The organism is Marivita sp. S6314, assembly GCF_023015985.1.
Classification (GTDB): Bacteria; Pseudomonadota; Alphaproteobacteria; order Rhodobacterales; family Rhodobacteraceae; genus Marivita.
The window spans coordinates 77,984-98,240 of the sequence record NZ_JALKAO010000007.1; the positions used below are offsets into that span (position 1 = coordinate 77,984).

The following is a 20,257-nucleotide window of genomic DNA, read 5'->3' on the forward strand; positions in this document are numbered from 1 at the left end:
GGACTATGAGCAAACTGCCGACCAAAGGCGATATTCTTGAATGGATCGCCGCGAACCCGACCCTCACCGCGAAACGCGACATTGCCAAAGCCTTTGGCATCAAAGGTGCTGCGCGCATTGATCTCAAGCGCCTGCTGAAAGAGCTGGAGCATGAGGGCCATCTGGAAAAGCGCAAGAAAACGTACCGCGATCCCGACCGCCTGCCGCCCGTAAGCGTGTTGCAGGTCAAGGAACCGACGCCGGATGGCGATCTGTTTGCGCAACCCCTGGAATGGCACGGCGAAGGGGTGGAGCCGATTGTGTTGATCATCCCGCGCGCGTCGGACCCCGCCTTGGGCGAAGGCGACCGCATTCTGGCGCGGTTGCAGGTGGTGCACGAGGAAGACCACAACTACGAGGCCCGCCTGATCCGCCGGATCGGCGCGAACCCGCGCAGGGTCGTGGGCATCTTCAAAAAAACGTCCGAAGGCGGGCGCATCCAGTCGATTGATAAAGGCTCCGACAAGGAATGGATGGTCGCCGCAGACGCGATGGGCGGGGCCAAGGACGGTGAGTTGGTCGAGGCCGAACAAGCCGGGCCTGCAGGCCGCATGGGCCTACTCCGCGCGCGCATCACCGAACGGCTGGGCGACCCATCTGCCCCGCGCGCGGTGTCGCTGATCGCGATCCACCAGCACGGCATCCCGGACAGTTTCCCCGATGCGGTGATCGCAGAAGCCGACGCGATGAAACCTGCGGGCCTGTCGGGCCGCGAAGACCTGCGCGACATGCCGCTGATCACCATCGACCCGGCGGATGCGCGCGACCATGACGATGCGTGTTACGCCCATGCCGACGATGACCCAAAGAACGAAGGCGGCCACGTCATCTGGGTCGCGATTGCAGATGTGGCGCATTACGTGACGCCGGGATCGGCACTGGATATTGAGGCGCGCAAGCGCGGCAATTCCAGCTACTTCCCCGACCGCGTAGTGCCGATGTTGCCGGACCGGTTGTCCGGTGACCTGTGTTCGCTGCACGAAGGTGTGCCGCGCGCCTGTATTGCAGTGCGGATGCAGGTTGATGCCAAGGGCAAAAAGATCGGCCACCGCTTTGTGCGCGGATTGATGAAATCGCCCGCGTCGCTGAACTACCAAGAGGTTCAGGCGGCGATGGATGGCGACCCGAACGACAAGGTCGCGCCTTTGGTGTCGGAGGTGATCCGCCCGTTATACGCCGCCTATGCTGCCTTGGTGAAAGCGCGGAACGAACGCCAGCCGCTGAACCTTGATCTGCCGGAACGCAAGATCGTTCTGGCCGAAGACGGGACGGTGAAGTCGGTGGATTTCGCGGAACGGCTGGACGCGCATAAGCTGATCGAGGAATTCATGGTGCTGGCCAATGTCGCCGCTGCAGAAACCCTGATCGCAAAACGCACGCCCCTGCTGTTCCGCGTGCATGAAGAACCGCCGCCCGAAAAACTCGACAGCCTGCGTGAAACGGCGGATGCAGCGGGATTGACCCTCGCCAAGGGGCAGGTTCTCAAAACCGCGCATCTGAACCGGTTGCTGAACGCAGCCGCAGGTACAGAAGAGGCCGAACTGATCAACCTCGCCACGCTGCGATCCATGACGCAGGCCTATTACAACCCGGCCAATTTCGGCCATTTCGGGCTGGCCTTGCAAAGCTACGCGCATTTCACGTCGCCCATCCGGCGCTATGCCGACCTAATCGTGCACCGTGCCCTGATCAAAGCACATGGCTGGGGTGATGACGGGCTGTCCCCCGAGGATATCGAGCGGCTGGAAAACACCGCGCAACACATCAGCGATACCGAACGCCGGTCGATGATGGCCGAACGCGACACCACCGACCGCTATCTCGCGTCGTTCCTGTCCGACCGCGTCGGGGCTGAATTTGGCGGCCGCATCAGCGGCATCGCGCGGTTCGGGGTGTTTGTGAAACTGGACGAAACCGGTGCCGACGGGCTGATCCCGATCCGGTCTCTGGGCAACGAATACTTCCATTTCGATGCCGACGCCGCAACGCTCATGGGGGCTGATACCGGCACCATGATCACGCTGGGTCAGCGGGTGACGGTCAAGCTGATTGATGCAGCAGCCGTGACCGGTGGGATCGGTCTGGAACTGCTCACGCTCGAAGACGCCAAACTGCCCGGTGGGTCCGGCAAAGGCCGCATGGGACGCGGATCGCGCCCCAAGGGCAAAGGTGGGCCAAAGCGCAAACCGGCCAAGGCGAAAAAGAAAGACGCCAAGACCAAGCGCAAGGTCACGCGGCAGCGGCGGAACGGATAGTCTTCGGGTAAAGCGCGGCGCGCCCACGGTCGATATAGGCCATAAGCGTCGCATTGCGGCGCACCGTCTCGCGCAAGGCGGTGCTGGCAGGCAACCCGGCCAGCATGCTCAGCACCGGGACAGCAATCGTGTCGGGCGCGGTCGGATGATCCCCAAGCAGGTACGGCGTGTCCCAAAGGTGGTCGGTCAGACAGTCCAGATCAGGCTGAAAACAGGCCATCCGCTGCGCCTCTGTCATCCGCGCAAAGCCCTGACTTTTCAGACCTGATCGCACCTGTCGCCGGGCCATGGTCGCCACCGCCGGGCGGATGGGCGCAGGCACGGACGCAAACGCCACGGGTTTCATTTTCTCCCAGCAGGCATCCACCAGCCAGCGATCATGCGCAATCCCAAGGCGCAGATGCTCTTCGATCATGCGCACCAACGCATGAGCCCGGACGCGCGCCACGCTGGACAGGCCCATGTGGAAAACAGCCCCCTGCCCTTCAAGATAGGTCTGGATAAACCCCGATTCGGGGATCACGCCCTCCGGCGTTCGCAAGGCAGGCAAGCGACCCAACGGACCATCACCGGGAGTCCCGGTATATTCAGGTCGCCAGTCCACCCCCGCCATGTCCAACTGTATCATGGCTTTCACGCAGAACGGGCTAAGGCTGGGTTCATCAAAGCCGTCGGGGAACGTGATCAAAGTCAACATGGTGCAATCTCCAAACAGAATGTGTCTGGGCTTTTTCTATCCATATGTACTGTCAATTTCTGTCAGCATGCGCGACCATGCTCATCCTATGAGCCGCACCCATCGCCTGTTCCAACTGATGCAAGCCCTGCGCAGCCTGCCTTCTCCCGCCACGGCGGCACACCTGGCGGATGCGACGGGTGTCTCTGCGCGAACGCTCTACCGTGACATCGACACGCTGCGCGGACTTGGGGCGGTGATCGACGGCGAAGCCGGGTATGGCTACACCTTGATCGAAGACGCGCATCTACCGCCCCTGGGGTTCAAGGACGCAGAGCTTGAGGCGCTGGTGCTCGGCTTGCGCGAGGTGGCGGCGGTTGGCGATCCGGCGCTGGCCGATGCCGCACGCACCGCCCTGACCAAACTGCGCGCGCGATTGCCGAAACGGCAGGCGCACAGGTTGCGTCATTCGGTGCTCGTGGCCCATCGCTTCAACCCGCCGACCAAACCCAATATCGACTCAGGTGTGCTGCGCGAAGCGTGTTGGGAGGAAAAAATCGTCGGGTTCGACTACACCGACAAAAACGGCACCCCCACCCGGCGCGAGGTCAAACCACTCAGCATCATGCTGTTCGATCAATCACATTGCCTGTTGGCCTGGTGCCTGACGCGCGAGGATTTCCGTGCCTTTCGGCTCGACCGCATGGCAACCCTCGTGGTGACAGACCGATCCTTCCGGCCAGAGCGCGCACCGCTGATGAAAACCTACCTTGCAAACCTCAAAGCAGCGGCAGGAGATCGCTTGGTCCCGTTTTGATTGCTTCGCAAATGGAAACAATCGCGGTAGGCTTTGTTCAAGTTCGGGAAACGAACACGAGCAGCAGGATTGTGAACATGCGTCTTCGAGTGATTGCATCGGTACTGGCAACAATTGGAACATGGGCCGCCGCAGGCCCGGTCGAGGAATCGACCAGACCGGTGGACCGGGCGGACACAGACGCTGCGGTCACCCGCAACGCGGTGTCTTTGGTGTCCGTCATCGCGCCACAGAATTCGCTGCGCCCCACGTTGCGGCCCACGCTTGCCCCGAACCTGAACGCGGTGGTGCCCGCCGCCGATCAGGCCGGGTTCGACAGCTGGATCCGCGACTTCCGGTCCCGCGCGTTGCGGCAGGGCATCTCGGCCGCCGTCTTTGATCGCGCCTTGGCCGGTGCCCGTTACGATGCCGATGTGATCCGCCGGGATCGCAACCAATCCGAATTCACCAAGACAATCTGGGATTACCTCGACAGCGCCGCGTCAGACGCCCGCGTCCGCAATGGCAAAGACGCGCTGCGCAAACACGGGGCCTTGCTCGACCGGATCGAGGCCCGGTTTGGTGTCGACAAGGATGTCATTGTGGCGATCTGGGGTCTGGAATCGGCCTACGGCACGTTTCGCGGCTCCAACCCGGTGATCGGATCACTGGCGACCCTGGCCTATGACGGACGCCGCGGGAGCTTTTTCGAGGCCGAACTGATCGACGCGTTGAAGATCCTGCAAAGCGGCGATGTCGCGCTGACAAACTTCACCGGAAGCTGGGCCGGGGCCATGGGGCACACCCAGTTTATCCCGTCATCTTATCAACGGCTTGCGGTGGATTTCACCGGCGACGGCAAACGTGACATCTGGTCCGACGATCCCGCAGATGCGCTGGCCTCCACGGCCAATTACCTTGCCAAGAACGGTTGGGTCAAAGGCGCGCCCTGGGGGGTTGAGGTTCAGATCCCCGATGGGTTCGATTACCTGCTGGCCAATCGCGACATCCAGAAACTGCCGTCCGAATGGGCAAAACTGGGTGTAACCGGTTTGAACGGGACGTCGGTCGAGGATTTTGGGCAGGCCTCTGTCCTTCTGCCCGCAGGCGCGCGCGGGGCGGCGTTTTTGATCTTCAAGAACTTCGACGTCATCGAAACCTACAACACGGCAGATGCCTATGTGATCGGTGTCGGCCATCTGAGTGACCGGATCACCGGCGGGGGGCCGATCCTGTCCGACTGGCCACGCGAAGACCGCGCGCTGACCTTTGACGAACGCAAGGAAATGCAGCGGCTTCTGACCGCCAAGGGGTTCGACACCAAGAAGATCGACGGCAAGATCGGCCCGCTGACCATCAACGCCGTGCGCCGCTACCAAACATCGGTGGGCGACATTCCGGATGGCTACGCGTCGTTGCGAATTCTCAAAAAACTGCGCTAGTCAGCACGGCCTCACCGGGACGGGGCGCGGTCTTCCCTGCATCCTTCGCCACGCATGCAGCTCAAGACGCGCGCCTCGTGGCCGGGTGTCGGGTCCGGATAAGACATGCTGCCACAGGCCGTGGCCATCATGACAAAGCTGGTCCCCTCGCGCTTCAGAAACGCAAGATACGGCCCCTTGGCCGCCCCGCCGCACCATGGTCCAGCGCACGTCACACGCAGGATGATGTCCCGCTGAAACCTTCGGTCAAACCCCGCTTGCGACAGGGAATGCCCGTCCAGCCATGCCGGGATATCGGTCTGCGGCGGTGTGCGTGTCTGGTTGGTGAAATCGGTTTTCGGCAGCGCCGTTTCATCAAAGAACAAAGCGCCTTTGACGACGATATACGCATCCTCTGACGCCGCAGCGCGATTGAAATCCCGGGCAATGTCGTTGGGCAGACAGCTCAGCGCCCAGACCGGACCCGCCAAGGCCCACAGACAGGCCGCCAGAAGCGCCCGGCGCATCACAGGTGGTCCTTGAAAGCCGCCAGAACGCGTTCATACACATGCCGTTTGAACGGAACGATATGGTTGATCAACTGATCCGGTTCCATCCATTTCCAGCGGCTGAATTCCTGATGTTCGGTGGCGATATCCACCTGATCATCGGTGCCCTGAAAGCGCATCAGGAACCACTTCTGTTCCTGCCCCCGATACCGCCCTTTCCAGAGCTTTGCGATCAGATCGGCAGGCAGATCATACGGAATCCACTCCTTTGATTCCGCGTCGATTTTGACCAGATCCGACGTCACGCCGGTTTCTTCCCACAACTCCCGCAGCGCTGCATCACGTGGGGCTTCGCCCTTGTCAACACCACCCTGCGGCATCTGCCAGGCCGGGCCCGGATTGTCGATCCGCTGGCCCACAAACACATGACCGTCGCGGTTCACAAGCATCACCCCGACACAGGGTCGGTAGGGCAGTTTTGCGATGTCAGCAGGGGTCATGGTCAGGTCGTTCCTTGTCTTTCAGCGCGGCAGCAACAGTCGCGCACGTCATCCGCAAGACTATGCGCACGTTCCTGTTCGATACACCAACAGATTACGATTTCAAATGCCGGGACGGTTGCCCGGGGCGTGTCCCGCACACCTGAACATCATGCCCGCCCCATAGTGGCGCAAAAAAACCCGGACGCACAAAGGCCTCCGGGTTTGATTGTCACATCATTCGCGCTGCAGATCAGTCGTCAGACGGTTGAAGGGCCGTCAGACCCTTCAGGATATCAATGGCATAGGCCAGTTGGTAATCCTCTTCCCGCAGTGCCGCCGCCGCTTCGGCCTTGGCGCGGTCCGCTTCGATCTGCTGGATTTCGTCTTCCGTCAGGCTGTCATTGTCGAGGCTGCCGCGCAGGTCGGCTTCGGACCGGCTGAAGGCGTTGGTTTCTTCCTCGGTCTCCTCGGACGCGTCAGCCCGGCGCGGTTGCGCCACGACGATGTCCGGCGACACACCCAGCGACTGGATCGACCGGCCCGACGGCGTGTAATACCGCGCCGTGGTCAGGCGCATGGCCCCGTCCCCGCGCAGCGGCATCACCGTCTGAACCGACCCTTTGCCAAAGGACTTGGTGCCCACCACGATCGCCCGGCGATGATCCTGCAACGCCCCGGCGACAATCTCGGACGCTGACGCCGACCCGCCGTTGATCAGCACGACAATCGGCTTGCCTTCGGCAAGATCCCCCGGCGTCGCGTTGTAGCGATCCCCGTCTTCGGGCTGGCGGCCCCGGGTGCTGACGATCTCGCCTTTCTCAAGGAACGCGTCGCTGACACGGATCGCCTGGTTGAGCAGACCACCGGGGTTGTTGCGCAGGTCAAGAACGATGCCTTCGACATTGTCCATGCCGCCCGCCGCCTCGACCTGTTCGGCAAGCCCTTCTTCCAGGTTCGGATAGGTCTGGTCATTGAACGTGGTCACACGCAGCACCACCGCATCACCCTGCAGACGGGTGCGCACGGCGGTGAGTTTGATCGTGTCACGAATGATCGACACGTCAAACGGTTCGGCCTCGCCTTCGCGCACCACGGTGATGATGATCTCGGACCCGACCGGGCCGCGCATCATGTCCACCGCTTCATCCAGCGCCAGCCCCAGAACCGAGTCGCCATCGACATGGGTGATGAAATCCCCCGCTTCGATCCCGGCGGCATCCGCTGGCGTGCCGTCAATCGGAGAGACCACTTTCACAAAGCCGTCTTCCTGCGTCACCTCGATGCCAAGACCGCCAAATTCGCCGCGCGTCTGCACACGCATGTCGGCGGCGTCATTGGGAGACAGATAGCTGGAATGCGGGTCAAGCGATGTCAGCATGCCGTCAATGGCCGCTTCGATCAGGTCCCCTGCATCGACTTCCTCAACATATTGGGCGCGGATGCGTTCAAAGATGTCGCCAAAAAGATCAAGCTGTTCATAGACATTGGTGGATCGCGCGTTTTCCTGCGCAACAAGCGGACCCACGAACTGGGTTGTGGCGACGATGCCTGCCAGCGTGCCACCCATTGCCGCCATGACTACTTTCTTCATTCGGTCATTCCCTTATCCTCTGCGAACCACCCAAGCGGGTCCTCTGGCGTATCGCCAAGTCTGACCTCTATATAGAGCGTTTCAGACAAGGCTGCGCCAGCCCTTTCACCAGATGGTGATAGAATATCGTTTACCTGCCCCACAGGGCCGCCCATCACACCCACAGGACTGCCCTCGGGCAGGACTTGCCCGGTCTCCCCAAAAACGGTGTCCAGACCCGCAAACACAAACAAAATATCGGGTTCCGGTTCAAGAATGGTCACCAACCCGTAATCCAGAAGCGGGCCGCGATAGCGGATCGTCGCCGCCGCAGGCGTTGTCACAAGCGCGCGAGGCCGGGTCGCCACAAGCACACCGGGCCGCGTCACACCCGCCGCATCGGTTTCCCCGGCGCGGCGCAGGATCTCTCCGGACACGGGCAACGGCAGCCGACCCTTGCGGGCCGAAACGGTCGGCAGAGCGATATCCGTCTCCACATCGGTGATCTGGCTCAGGCCGCTGGCAAACCCGTCCAACGTTTCGCTGGCCGCGATCAGCAAGGCGGTGCGCACAGGGTCTTCGGTGAACTTGCGCGGCAGGTCGGTGCGGTCGGCCATCGCCTGACTGAGTTCCGTGCGCGCCGTCTGAACCGATTGCAGCCCGGCCTGCAACGTGTTCGCGGCATCCTGCTGAAGCTGCCGCAGGATGGTGGCCTCTTCCACATCGGCGCGCAGTTCTGCTGCCGCCTCGGACAGCGCCGGCGTGACCGAAGCCATCAGCAGCCCCGCCCGTGCCGCGCCAATCGGACCATCGGGATGCACAAAGGTCTGTGGCCCCACCGTCGGCCCCAGCGCAGAAAGCGCCGCAAGAAGCCGCGTCACTTCGGCATTGCGCGCATCCAGATCGCGCCGCAATTCGGTTTCGCGGATCGACGCCGCGCGCAACCCGTCCCGCATCGCGCCAAGCCCGGTTTCGAACGCCTGCACCGCATCGGTCAGCGCGCGCACACGATCCCGCGCCGATCCGGCGGCGTCCAGTTTGCCGGTCGCCGTTTCAAGCGCGGCAATGGCCGTGCGCGCGGCCTGCGCCGGGGTCTCCGCCGCCAGCGGCCCCGTAAGACCCACACAGAACGCCAGCGCCAGTCGCATCATGTCCGGATCAGGCTTTCGCCGGTCATTTCGGCTGGTTTGTCGATCTGCATCAGTTCCAACAGCGTCGGCGCAAGATCGGCAAGTCGCCCATCGCGGAGTTCTGCACCCTCCGGTCCCCCGAACAGAACCACCGGCACAAGGTTGGTGGTATGCGCCGTATGTGGCCCCCCGGTGTCCGGATCGACCATGGTTTCGCAATTGCCGTGATCAGCGGTCACAATCATCGCGCCCCCGGCCGCCTTGACGGCCTCAAGCACCTTGCCCAACCCCGCATCCACCGCTTCGCAGGCCTTGATCGCCGCATCAAGATCACCGGTATGGCCCACCATATCGGGATTGGCATAGTTGGTGACGATCAAATCATACCCCGCCTCAACCGCCGCCACGAATTTCTCTGTGACTTCATCGGCGGACATCTCGGGCTGCAGATCATAAGTCGCCACGTTCGGGCTTTTGGGCATGAACCGGTCTTCCCCGTCTTCGGGCGTTTCCTGCCCACCGTTCAGGAAAAACGTCACATGCGGGTACTTTTCGGTCTCGGCCAACCGAAACTGCGTTTTGCCATGTTTTGCGACCCATTCGCCCAGCGTGTTCTTGATCTCCTGTTTCGGATACGCCGTGCTCATGTAGGCGTTATGGGCCTTGGAATAATCCACCATCCCCAGCAACGCCGAAAGCTTTGGGGCGTCACGCTCGAACCCGTCAAACGCGGGATCCCCAATCGCCGACAGTATTTCCCGCGCGCGGTCAGCCCGGAAGTTCAGGCAGAAAAACCCGTCTCCCTCCGCGACACCCGCGTAATCACCGATGACACGCGGTTCGATAAATTCATCGTTCTGATCCTTGGCATAAGCGTCCTCAACCGCCTTGATCGCAGTCTCTGCAGGCACGCCCTGTCCCTTGATCATCGCATCATACGCCCGTTCGACCCGGTCCCAGCGCGTGTCCCGGTCCATCGCGAAATAGCGCCCGATCACCGTGCCGATTGTGGCGCCGTCAGGCAGCGACGCCGTAAGATCCGCCACGAACCCGCCCGCCGAGGTCGGCGCCACATCGCGCCCGTCGGTGATGGCGTGCAGCACGACATCCACCCCCTGATCAGTCAGCAATTTCACCGCCGCCTTTATATGGGAGATATGCCCATGCACCCCGCCATCCGAAACCACACCCATCACATGCGCCCGGCCGCCCCCGGCCTTCACGGTGTTTGCAAACTCCAGGATCGCGGCGTTTTCAAAAAAACTGCCATCTTCGATCGCCAGGTCAATCTGGCCCAGATCCATCGCCACAACCCGCCCCGCGCCGATATTGGTGTGCCCGACCTCGGAATTGCCCATCTGCCCGCTCGGCAATCCGACATCCGGCCCATGCGTGATCAGCGTCGCATTCGGACAGGTCGCCATCAGGTGATCCATCGTTGGCGTATTGGCCAATTTGGGGGCGTTGGCCGTCGCGTCATCGCGCAGACCCCAGCCGTCAAGGATGGTCAGGACAACAGGTTTCGGGATGGTCATGCAAGGGGCCCTCTGCTCGGCGTGGTATTGGCGCGCGGTGTAGCAGAACTGCGCCGGGATGTGGAGGGTCGCCAGATGATCAGGATCGAACCGCTGCGCGGTCCGACCGGTTGGGGGGCCAGCCCCCCAAACCCCCCGCGGTATTTTTAAACCGAAGAAGGGGAAACCGATGGACTAGGTGTGATCGCGGGAAAAAAGCCGCCATCCCGCCATCCAGCGGGTGATGGTGGTGATCGCACAGAGCGCGGCAAAGCCGTAGGCGAGCCATGGGAAAAGCGCAGGAAACAGGCACATTGCCACAAACAGGGCGATGGTTTCCGTGCCTTCCGTCAGACCACCCAAATAGTAGATGCCCTTGGTCGGATACGCATCCGACGTGATCCCGCGCTTTTCGGCGATGATCGAAAAGGCCAGAAAGCTGGAGCCCGTGCCGATAAAACTGGCAATCAGAACCGCCGCAGGCAGCGCGTTGGTGGGCGCGTCGTGCAGCGCGAAGCCAAGCGGAAACAAGCCGTAGAACATGAAATCCAGCGCAATATCAAGAAACGCGCCCCGGTCGGTCGGCCGGGTCAGGCGCGCCACCGCACCATCCAAGCCGTCTGCCAGACGGTTCAGGGCAAGGCACAGCAGCGCTGCACCAAACAGCCCCGCCGCCGCAGCCACAACACCCAAGAGGCCAATCCCGAACCCGGCAAGGGTGATCTGATCCGCGCTGATCCCGCGTGCCACAAGGGCGCGGGCAGGCCGGTCAAGCGCGCGCTTGATAAAGGGCAGGAGACGGGCGTCGATCATGGCGGGTCACATTGTTTCAGGTCGCGCCATGCCTTAGCCGCCCCGCCAAAAGCCGTACACTGAAATCTTGCACACCTGTTTGTCATTTGACCCAGACGGGGTATCGCTGGTTTTACCCCGATGATCCCGGGCCTGCGCCCAAACGACCAAGGAAGACAGACCTATGCGTTCACTTGTAGCGGCCACCCTGGCCACGTTCACCGCGTTTGCGGCCACAGCCGAGCCTGACCCCTCCAACTGGCAAGCCGTCACCGAAGAGGCCCGCGGGCAGACCGTCTATTGGAACGCCTGGGGCGGGTCGGACACGATCAACAGCTTCATCGCGTGGATCGGATCGCGGGTGAGCGAAGACTACGGCGTCACGCTGGAACATGTGAAACTGTCAGACACGGCCGACGCGGTCAGCCGCGTTCTGGCCGAGAAATCGGCTGGCAAAGACGCAGGCGGCGCGGTCGACATGATCTGGATCAACGGCGAAAACTTTGCCGCCATGAAACGGCAGGACCTGCTGTTTGGACCGTGGGTGGAACAAATGCCGAGCTGGGCCAATGTGGATGTCGCGGGCAAACCGGCGGTGATTTCGGATTTCACTGTGCCGACCGACGGGCTTGAAGCACCGTGGGGCATGGCGCAGGTGGTGTTCTACTATGACACTGCCCGGCTTGAGACACCGCCGACCACCATGCCCGATCTAGCGGCATGGGCGGCTGAAAACCCCGGGCGGTTCACCTATCCGCAACCGCCGAATTTCCTTGGTGGGACGTTCCTCAAACAGGCGCTGATCGAATTTGTACCAGATGCGTCGGTGTTGCAGGCCCCGGTAGAGGACGCCGACTACGCCGCCGCAACCAAAGATCTCTGGACATTTCTGGACGGTATGACTCCGAACCTCTGGCGGTCGGGGCGGGCCTATCCGCAGAATGAATCGCGTCAGATCCAGTTGATGGCGGACGGGGAAATCGACCTGGCCATCAGCTTCAACCCCAACGAGGCCAGCAACGCGATTGCGAATTCCGAACTTCAGGACACCGTCCGCACCTTCGTGATGGACGCAGGCAGCATCGGCAATGCAAGCTTTGTCGCCATCCCCTACAACGCCAATGCCAAGGCAGGTGCCATGGTTGTCGCCAATTTCATGATGTCGCCCGAAGCGCAGGCCATGATGCAGGATCCCAATGTCTGGGGCTTGGGCACGGTGCTCGACCTTGAAAAGCTATCGGTAGAAGACCGCGCGCGGTTTGATGCGCTGGAACTGGGCATCGCCACCCTGCCCCCGGCAGAGCTTGGCGCAACCCTGCCCGAACCGCACCCAAGCTGGATGGTCAAACTCGAAGAAGACTGGACCGAGCGTTACGGGGTTGCGCAATAGGCTCTGGCCGTGACGCCCCCCTGTGCCTCCACCTCTGCGCGGCCTCGGTTGTTGCCCTGGGCCCCGCTTCTGACGGTTGCGATCATGGTGGGTCCGGTTGCGGCGGGTGTGCTGGGCACGCTTGCGCCCGCCTTTGGTGTCCTGCCCGCGCTTGGCGGCACTGAGATCACGCTGGATGCCTTTGCGATGCTGTTTGACTGGCCGGGCATCACCCGCGCCAGCGTGCTGAGTGTCACCACCGGGTTGATCGCCACAACCCTGTCGCTGCTTGTGGTGTCCCTGATCTGCGCTGCCTGGAGCGGATCTGCGGCGTTTCGCGTGATCGAACGCGCGCTGTCGCCCTTGCTGTCGGTGCCCCATGCCGCTGCGGCCTTCGGGCTGGCGTTTCTCATTGCCCCGTCCGGCTGGATCGCCCGCGCCGCGTCGCCCTGGCTGACGGGGTGGGACCGTCCACCCGATGTGCTGATCCTGCAAGACCCGCAGGGCCTGTCGCTGATTGCCGGGCTGGTGGTCAAGGAAGTCCCGTTCCTGCTGCTCATGACCCTGGCGGCGCTGTCGCAGATCCGCACGGCGCAGGCCCGCGATACCGCCATGGCGCTTGGCTATGCGCCGGTGTCGGGATGGTTCAAAACCGTGTTCCCGCGCGTCTATGCCCAGATCCGCCTGCCGGTGTATGCCGTGCTGGCATTCTCCATGACGGTCATCGACGTGGCGCTGATCCTGGGGCCAACCACACCGCCGACGCTGGCGGTGCAAATCCTGCGCTGGATGAATGATCCCGACCTCAGCCTGCGCTTTCTCGCCTCTGCGGCGGCGCTCTGGCAACTCGCACTGGTGATCGGCGCGCTGCTTCTCTGGCGTGTGGGCGAAATCTGCGTGGCGTGGATGGGCCGCCGCTGGGTGGCCTCCGGCAGGCGCGGGGGCGGGACGCGAACGGTGCGGCTGGTATCGCTCCTGGCCGCCACGGTCAGCGCCGCTGCAATCGTGTTTGGTCTCTTTGGCCTTCTGGTGTGGTCCTTCGCCGGGTTCTGGAGCTTTCCGGACGCCCTTCCCAATGGCTTTTCAACCCGCACATGGATGCGGCACGCGATGGGGCTTTGGCCGGTGATAGGCGAAACCCTGATCATTGCAACCGTGGCCACACTGATCGCGCTGTTGCTGACCCTGGCCTGTCTCGAAGCCGAGGACCGGCACGGCTTAAAACCCGGCACCCGCGCGCTCTGGATGCTTTATGTCCCGCTGATCGTGCCGCAGATCGCGTTTCTGACCGGTCTGCAAACGCTTGCCATTTTCACCGGGCTGGATGGCAACCGCACGGCGGTGATCGCGGTGCATACGATCTTTGTCCTGCCCTACGTGTTTCTGTCCCTGGCCGATCCGTTCCGCGCCTGGGACGCGCGCTACGGGTCCGTTGCCCGGGCCTTGGGTGCGTCCTGTGACGGCGTCCTGTGGCGGGTGCGCCTGCCGATGCTGCTGCGCCCGATCCTGACGGCGGCCGCGGTTGGGTTCGCCGTGTCCATCGGACAGTTCCTGCCAACGCTTCTCGCGGGCGCCGGACGCGTGCAGACCTTGACCACCGAAGCGGTCGCACTGGCCTCCGGCGGCGACAGGCGGGTGATTTCGGTCTACGCGCTGACCCAGACCGCCGTGGCATTCCTGCCTTTTGCACTGGCCGTCTTTGTCCCGGCCATCGTCTGGCGCAATCGCAAGGGGCTTCGCCATGTCTGACCCCGGATTGATCCTGCAAAACATCACGATCCGCCGCGACGGGCGCGTGCTGGTTGACCTGTCAGACCGGATCGACCCCGGCGATGTGCTCACCGTGATGGGACCCAGCGGGTCGGGCAAGTCCACCTTGCTCGCCTATATCATCGGCACGCTGGATGCCGGGTTCACCGCCTCAGGACGGGTGATCCTGAACGGCATCGACATCACCGACCTGCCGCCGGAACAACGGCGCGTTGGCATCCTGTTTCAGGACGAATTGCTGTTCCCGCATCTGTCGGTTGGCGAAAACCTCGCCTTCGGGCTGCGCCCCACGGTCAAGGGACGCGCCGCGCGGCGGGACCGGATCGAAACCGCGCTGAACGACATCTGGCTCAGCGGCTTTGCCGACCGTGACCCCGAAACCCTGTCCGGCGGACAAAAGGCGCGGGTCGCCTTGATGCGGATGCTCTTGTCAGATCCCAAGGCCCTGCTGTTGGACGAACCGTTTTCCCGGCTCGACACGGAACGGCGCGATATGATCCGCACATTGGTGTTCGATCAGGCGCGCGCCAAGGGCCTGCCGGTTCTGCTGGTCACCCACGACCACGCCGATGCCGCCGCCGCCGGCGGGCCGGTTCACACGCTGGACTGACCGCCTACCGTTCCGAGGCCGGTTGATCCGACACGGACCCGGCGCGCAGTTTCAGCGCATGGGCAATTTCGGTGGGCAATATGGCAAAGCACTTTGCATAGCGCGGGATGAGCCGCCCCGGTTGTGACAGCGCCCGCCAGAGCCATTCCATCGCAATCGCCCGCACCCAGGCAGGGGCGCGCACCTGCGATCCCGAAAAGAAATCCAGCCCCGCGCCAATGGACACAAACCCGACGCTGTCCAGCTGACCCCGACCATACGCCGCAAACAGCTCCTGCTTGGGCGCGCCCAGCGCCAGAAACGCCATGTCGGCCCCGGCCGCGTCCAACCGTTCCAGCACGTCATCCGCACTCTGGCCCACCGGATCAAACCCCATCGGCGGCGCAATCGTTGCCACCACCCGCGTTCCGGGAACCGTGCGTTTCAGATAGACCTTGGCGTCCTGCAACGTGTCCTCGGTGCTGCCGACCAGCGCGATCGACTTGCCATGCGCCGCCGCAATCCGCGTCAGGGGCAGGATTGCGTCGGACCCCGGAATCAATTCCACCGGTCGCTTGGCCAGCTTCGACATCCAGACAATCGGATTGCCATCGGCCACCACCAGATCCTGCGCCGCATAAGCGTCCCGAAACCGCGGATCGGTGCGCAGTTTGACCAGATGATCCAGATTGATGGTCGCCAGCGAAAACCCATCGCCGTTGCGCAGCCGTCCGGACACATGCCGCTCAAGTGCCACCCAATCCCGTACATTGACCGACACGTCATACGCGTCACCCCAAAAGCGCATCTGCGGCTCCTTCATCGTCTTCGAGGGATCGGGTACAGGGTCCATAGGGCCAAATCGGGGCGAGAGCGCTGCAAAATCAAGACATGATACAAGGAAATCGCCGGATTGCCGTGAGATAATCCAGTTTTGTCGAAATATGACCATTATTGATTGTTCTAAGGCACCTGAAAACACGAGATTAATTCGAGAGCAGATCGTGACATCACTGACCACCCGTCCTTTCCCCGGCACGCGCTGGGGTGATCCCCGCATTGGGGGTGTCCTGTGACAGGTGTGGTGTCCATCATCGGATGCGGGTTTGTCGCCGATCTCTACATGCGGTCCCTGCAGGCGATGGACGGAATCACCGTGGCCGGTGTCTATGACCGCGACGCCACCCGTCTTGCGCAGTTCTGCGCGCATTGGAACGTGCCAGAAGTGTCTTCGTTGCAGGCCCTGCTCAACGCCCATCCGCGCGATGGGGTTGTGCTCAACCTCACCAACCCGTCCGCACATTTCGAGATCAACACCGCTTGCCTTGATGCCGGGTGCCACACCTATTCCGAAAAACCGCTGGCCATGTCCGTAAAAGACGCCAAGGCGCTGCACCAACGCGCACATGACGCCGGCCTGATGCTGGCCTCCGCACCCTGCAGCGTCTTGGGCGAGGCGGCCCAGACATTGGGCCATGCCCTTCGCGCCGATATCGCGGGAACCCCCCGCGTCATCTATGCAGAGTTGGACGACGGCTTTGTCCCGCAGGCCGCCTACAAGAAATGGCTGTCAGAATCCGGCGCCCCCTGGCCCTATGAGGACGAGTTTCGCGTCGGCTGCACCCTCGAACATGCCGGATATTACCTGGGCTGGCTCATCGCGTGGTTCGGATCGGTGCGCACCGTGGTTGCCGCCTCGGCGGAAACGATCCCCGACAAAGAAGGCAACGGCCCCTTTGCCCCGGACCTGTCGGTCGCAACCCTGTTTTTCGAAAACGGACCCGTGACCCGTCTGACCTGCTCAATCGCGGCCCCCCATGACCACCGCATCCGCATTGTCGGCGACAAGGGTGTGCTGGCCTGCAAGGCGGCGTGGGACAATTCCGCCAAGGTCACCTTTGCCAAACGCATGACCCTGCGGCGACGGCTGATGGAATCGCCCTTCCCGAAACGGCTGAAGCTCGCGCAACCCACACATCCCAAAGTGAAACGCTGGGGTGCTGCGGCGATGAACTTCATGCTTGGGCCAGCCGAAATGCTGGACGCCCTGCGCGAAAACCGACCAACGCGGATGTCGAACGATTTTGCCCTGCACATGACCGAAGTGACCCTTGCCATGCAGAACGCCGGGGAAACCTCGGGCGCGCAGGCGATGACCACACGCTGCGATCCGATGGAGCCGATGCCATGGGCAATGTGACCCGCATCCTCATCACGGGCGCATCCGGCTTCATCGGGCGCGCGACCGTAGATGCGGCATTAGCCGCCGGGTTGGATGTCGTCGCCGTTCAGCGACAGAGCGGCGCGGACAGGCCCGGCGTCACGTACGTTTCAACGGACCTGACCGTACAGGATTGCGTGCCCGTTCTGGCCGACGCCCTGAACGGATGCGATGCCGTGATCCACCTTGCTGCGGCCATGACCGGCGCAGCGTCCGACCACAAGCGCCTGACCATTGGCGGAACCGAACATCTGATCGAAGCGATGCGGCGCGCCAGGGTTGCGCATCTGACACTCGCCAGCTCAATCGCCGTTTTCGACACCAGCCATGTCCCCATCGGCGGTGACCTGACCGACGATTGCCCCCTGGAAAACCCCAGCCTGTCGCGCGATGTCTACTCTGGTGCCAAGGTCCAGCAGGAAGCATTGGTGCGCGCGGCGCGGCTGGGCTCGACAGCCATCCTGCGGCCCGGCATCGTCTATGATGCAGACCACCTGTGGAACGCCCATCTGGGTGTGGGCTTCGGGCCTGTGCTGCTGCGAATCGGCGGCGAGGATCCCTTGCCGATGTGCCATGTGGACCGCTGTGCCGCGGCGCTCGTTCACGCAACTGTGCATAAGGTAAATGACACGTTTACCATTCTTGACCCTAGGTCACCCACACGCGGGCAGGTCATCGCCGCGTTGCGTCAGACCGGCTGGCCGAAACAAGTTGTGCCGCTCCCCTGGCAAATCTTGTGGTCCACCGCGCGGATATTGCGCCCGTTTTCGGCAAAACTTCCCGGCCTTTTGCGCGAAAATGTCCTGCGCCAGCGCGGGTTACCCATGGGTAACCGCATGAAAAAACCGTTTGGTGCAGACGTTTTGCCCGACCCCTCCCCTGACTGGGGGGCCACGACATGACGCGGCCCAAGATCGCCTATCTGACCGGAGAATACCCCCGCGCCAGCGACACGTTCATTCAACGCGAAGTCGCCAATCTGCGCGCCCTCGGGCACGAGGTTCTGACCTGTTCGATCCGCACAACCGGGGCCGAACATCTGGTCGGCCCCGAACAGCGCGACGAACACGCCCGCACGTTCAAAGTGCTCGACACGGTCAAGACACCCGCCACCACGCTTCGGGCGCATCTGCGCTGGATGAAAACGCCGGGCCGATACCTGTCCGCCCTCGGCCTTGCATGGAAAACCGCGCCCAAGGGGATCAAGGGGCGGCTCTACAACCTGATCTACTTCGTTGAAGCGGGCGTGCTGGCCGACAAGCTTGACCGCGAGGGCGTCACGCATCTGCACAACCACATCGCCAAGGCCTCTTGCACCGTCGCCATGCTGGTCGGGGCGCTGTCAGGCATCCGTTGGAGCTTTACCATCCACGGGCCGGATATCTTTTTCGAACCGCATCACTGGCGGATCGATGAAAAGGCTGCGCGCGCGTCTTTCGTGGCCTGCATCAGCCATTTCTGCCGCTCGCAACTGATGTGTTTCGCGGACGCTGTGCATTGGGACAGGTTCCATATCGTGCATTGCGGCGTTGATCCGTCGCGCTATGCCACACCGCCCGCGCATACCGGGAAAACCGCGCTCTTTGTCGGGCGTTTGGCCGGGGTCAAAGGCGTGCCGATCCTGATCGACGCCATTGCGCGTCTGGCGACCACCCACCCCGATCTGACACTGCGGCTTGTCGGCGATGGGCCGGACCGCGCCGCGCTGGAAGCCGAGGTCAGGGACCGAGGGCTCACAGATCGCGTGACGTTTCTGGGGTACAAGTCACAAGCCGAAGTGGCCGGGGAACTGGCCCAAGCCGACGTGTTCGTCCTGCCCAGCTTTGCCGAAGGGGTTCCCGTTGTCCTGATGGAAGCCATGGCCGCACAGGTGCCGGTGATCACAACGCGGACCGCGGGCGTGCCCGAACTGGTCGAAGACCATGTCAGCGGACGCGTCGTGCCGCCGGGCGATGTAGAGGCCTTTACCGCCGCGCTGGATGACGTGCTGACGGACGGCAACCTGCGACGCGCCTACGGTGCGGCAGGCCGGGCAAAGGTTGTGGCCGATTACGATGCCGCCGCCGAAGCCCGCTGGCTGTCAGAGCTGTTCTGCGCATACGCCAACACCGCCCCGTCCCCCGGATTGCGCCCCAATCGGAAGGTGCCGGAATGAGCGTCGATGTTGTCCTGATCGGCCGCAACGAAGGTGACCGTCTGGTCAACTCGCTGGCCTCGGTCGTGCCACAGGCACGCCGGGTGGTGTATGTGGACAGCGGGTCCACCGACGACAGCGTCGCCAACGCGCGCCGCGTCGGGGCCGAGGTGGTCAACCTTGATATGTCCGTGCCCTTCACCGCCGCGCGCGCGCGCAACGAAGGGTTTCAGGCATTGACGGCCTCGGGGGATGCGCCCGATGCGGTGCAGTTTCTGGACGGCGATTGCATCATGGCTGACGGCTGGCTGGCCAAGGGGCAAGCATGGATGGCGGCGCATGACGATCTTGGTCTGGTGACCGGCCAAGCCGCCGAGATGCGGCGCGATGCGACGGTCTATAACCAGATGTTCGATGTCGAATGGAAACGCCCCGCTGGCGATATTCTGGCCTGTAGCGGCAACATGATGGTGCGCACCCGTGCTTTTGACGCGGTCGGCGGATTCGATCCCACCGTGATCGCGGCCGAGGATGACGAGTTTTGCACACGCCTCCGCAAGGCCGGATGGCGGCTGGAACGCATTCCGGAAGACATGGCGCGGCATGACGCGAATATGACCCGGTTTTCGCAATGGTGGAAACGCGCGGAACGCACCGGACACGGGTTTGCACAAGTCGGGCATCTGCATCCGGACTACTTTGTCCGCGAACGACAGCGCGCCTTGGTCTATGGCGCGTTTTTGCCGTTTATGGCGATTGCGGGGGCCTTTATGTCGCCTGCGGTTCCCGTTCTGATCCTTGGTGTTTATGCCTTGTCCTACACACGCACAGCCAAGGGATTGATGCAGGATGGTTTGCCACGGTCAGAGGCGTTGCATCACGCGATCTATCTGACGCTGTCCAAATTTCCGAATGTCATTGGCATGATCCGCTATCACTGGCGGCGGCTGACCCAAGCGCAAATGCGCATCATTGAGTACAAGTAAGGGG

General features: G+C 62.7%; 18 protein-coding genes. 10 read left to right on the forward strand and 8 right to left on the reverse strand.

The annotated features are described in order from the left end of the window. Positions 1–5 precede the first annotated feature (5 nt). Positions 6–2,294: a ribonuclease R gene (rnr, locus tag MWU54_RS16660; protein ID WP_247085998.1), complete on the forward strand. Its 2,289-nt coding sequence runs from the start codon at positions 6–8 to the stop codon at positions 2,292–2,294. Here rnr and MWU54_RS16665 read toward each other — a convergent pair. Then, on the reverse strand, positions 2,269–2,991 hold the full coding sequence (locus MWU54_RS16665; protein ID WP_247086000.1) for a Tom37 metaxin N-terminal-like domain-containing protein: 723 nt from the start codon (positions 2,989–2,991) through the stop codon (positions 2,269–2,271). The two genes, rnr and MWU54_RS16665, sit on opposite strands and share 26 nt — an antisense overlap. Before the next feature lie 88 nt (positions 2,992–3,079). On the opposite strand from MWU54_RS16665, the gene MWU54_RS16670 reads away from it, so the two are divergent. Both MWU54_RS16670 and MWU54_RS16675 read left to right on the forward strand, forming a co-directional pair. Next, the gene (locus tag MWU54_RS16670) at positions 3,080–3,787 is read left to right on the forward strand and encodes a YafY family protein (protein ID WP_247086002.1); all 708 of its coding nucleotides are present in this window, start codon (positions 3,080–3,082) and stop codon (positions 3,785–3,787) included. A gap of 77 nt (positions 3,788–3,864) precedes the next feature. Next, positions 3,865–5,208 carry a lytic murein transglycosylase gene (locus MWU54_RS16675; protein WP_247086004.1) on the forward strand — a complete coding sequence of 448 codons (1,344 nt, stop codon included), beginning with the start codon at positions 3,865–3,867 and terminating at the stop codon, positions 5,206–5,208. An 11-nt stretch (positions 5,209–5,219) separates the two neighbouring features. Here MWU54_RS16675 and MWU54_RS16680 read toward each other — a convergent pair whose 3' ends face one another. The 6 genes from MWU54_RS16680 to MWU54_RS16705 all read right to left on the reverse strand — a co-directional run bounded on the left by MWU54_RS16680 (position 5,220) and on the right by MWU54_RS16705 (position 11,205). Next, the gene (locus tag MWU54_RS16680; protein WP_247086006.1) at positions 5,220–5,714 is read right to left on the reverse strand and encodes a hypothetical protein; all 495 of its coding nucleotides are present in this window, start codon (positions 5,712–5,714) and stop codon (positions 5,220–5,222) included. After that, a complete protein-coding gene (locus MWU54_RS16685; RefSeq protein WP_247086008.1) occupies positions 5,714–6,196 on the reverse strand; it encodes an RNA pyrophosphohydrolase in 483 nt (160 codons plus the stop codon). Before MWU54_RS16685 ends, MWU54_RS16680 begins: the two co-directional genes overlap by 1 nt. Before the next feature lie 232 nt (positions 6,197–6,428). Beyond that, entirely contained in the window at positions 6,429–7,769 is a 1,341-nt protein-coding gene (locus MWU54_RS16690) for a S41 family peptidase (RefSeq protein ID WP_247086010.1), read from the reverse strand. After that, entirely contained in the window at positions 7,766–8,899 is a 1,134-nt protein-coding gene (locus MWU54_RS16695; protein WP_247086013.1) for a peptidase M23, read from the reverse strand. The genes MWU54_RS16690 and MWU54_RS16695 overlap by 4 nt, the downstream gene beginning before the upstream one ends. After that, positions 8,896–10,413: a 2,3-bisphosphoglycerate-independent phosphoglycerate mutase gene (gpmI, locus tag MWU54_RS16700; protein WP_247086015.1), complete on the reverse strand. Its 1,518-nt coding sequence runs from the start codon at positions 10,411–10,413 to the stop codon at positions 8,896–8,898. Before gpmI ends, MWU54_RS16695 begins: the two co-directional genes overlap by 4 nt. Before the next feature lie 174 nt (positions 10,414–10,587). Further along, complete coding sequence (locus MWU54_RS16705; RefSeq protein WP_247086018.1) at positions 10,588–11,205, reverse strand: CDP-alcohol phosphatidyltransferase family protein; 618 nt, start codon at positions 11,203–11,205, stop codon at positions 10,588–10,590. Positions 11,206–11,368: 163 nt separating this feature from the next. On the opposite strand from MWU54_RS16705, the gene MWU54_RS16710 reads away from it, so the two are divergent. The 3 genes from MWU54_RS16710 (at position 11,369) to MWU54_RS16720 (ending at position 14,933) form a co-directional block, all read left to right on the forward strand. Next, positions 11,369–12,574: an ABC transporter substrate-binding protein gene (locus MWU54_RS16710; protein ID WP_247086019.1), complete on the forward strand. Its 1,206-nt coding sequence runs from the start codon at positions 11,369–11,371 to the stop codon at positions 12,572–12,574. Positions 12,575–12,658: 84 nt separating this feature from the next. Next, a complete protein-coding gene (locus MWU54_RS16715; RefSeq protein ID WP_247086158.1) occupies positions 12,659–14,302 on the forward strand; it encodes an ABC transporter permease subunit in 1,644 nt (547 codons plus the stop codon). After that, positions 14,295–14,933, forward strand: a complete 639-nt coding sequence (locus MWU54_RS16720) for an ATP-binding cassette domain-containing protein (RefSeq protein ID WP_247086021.1) — start codon at positions 14,295–14,297, stop codon at positions 14,931–14,933. Before MWU54_RS16715 ends, MWU54_RS16720 begins: the two co-directional genes overlap by 8 nt. Positions 14,934–14,937: 4 nt before the next feature. On the opposite strand, the gene MWU54_RS16725 is transcribed toward MWU54_RS16720, so the two are convergent. Then, a complete protein-coding gene (locus tag MWU54_RS16725; protein WP_247086023.1) occupies positions 14,938–15,720 on the reverse strand; it encodes a WecB/TagA/CpsF family glycosyltransferase in 783 nt (260 codons plus the stop codon). 264 nt (positions 15,721–15,984) lie between these two features. Here MWU54_RS16725 and MWU54_RS16730 point away from each other — a divergent pair, with 264 nt between their 5' ends. The 4 genes from MWU54_RS16730 to MWU54_RS16745 are packed head-to-tail and all read left to right on the forward strand — an operon-like array spanning position 15,985 to position 20,253. Next, a complete protein-coding gene (locus MWU54_RS16730; RefSeq protein ID WP_247086026.1) occupies positions 15,985–17,112 on the forward strand; it encodes a Gfo/Idh/MocA family oxidoreductase in 1,128 nt (375 codons plus the stop codon). Further along, positions 17,100–18,035, forward strand: coding sequence for an NAD(P)-dependent oxidoreductase (locus MWU54_RS16735; protein ID WP_247086028.1), 936 nt, complete (start codon positions 17,100–17,102; stop codon positions 18,033–18,035). The genes MWU54_RS16730 and MWU54_RS16735 overlap by 13 nt, the downstream gene beginning before the upstream one ends. Beyond that, on the forward strand, positions 18,032–19,288 hold the full coding sequence (locus MWU54_RS16740; RefSeq protein WP_247086031.1) for a glycosyltransferase: 1,257 nt from the start codon (positions 18,032–18,034) through the stop codon (positions 19,286–19,288). Before MWU54_RS16735 ends, MWU54_RS16740 begins: the two co-directional genes overlap by 4 nt. Continuing rightward, a complete protein-coding gene (locus MWU54_RS16745) occupies positions 19,285–20,253 on the forward strand; it encodes a glycosyltransferase (protein WP_247086033.1) in 969 nt (322 codons plus the stop codon). The genes MWU54_RS16740 and MWU54_RS16745 overlap by 4 nt, the downstream gene beginning before the upstream one ends. The last annotated feature ends 4 nt before the right edge of the window (positions 20,254–20,257 follow it).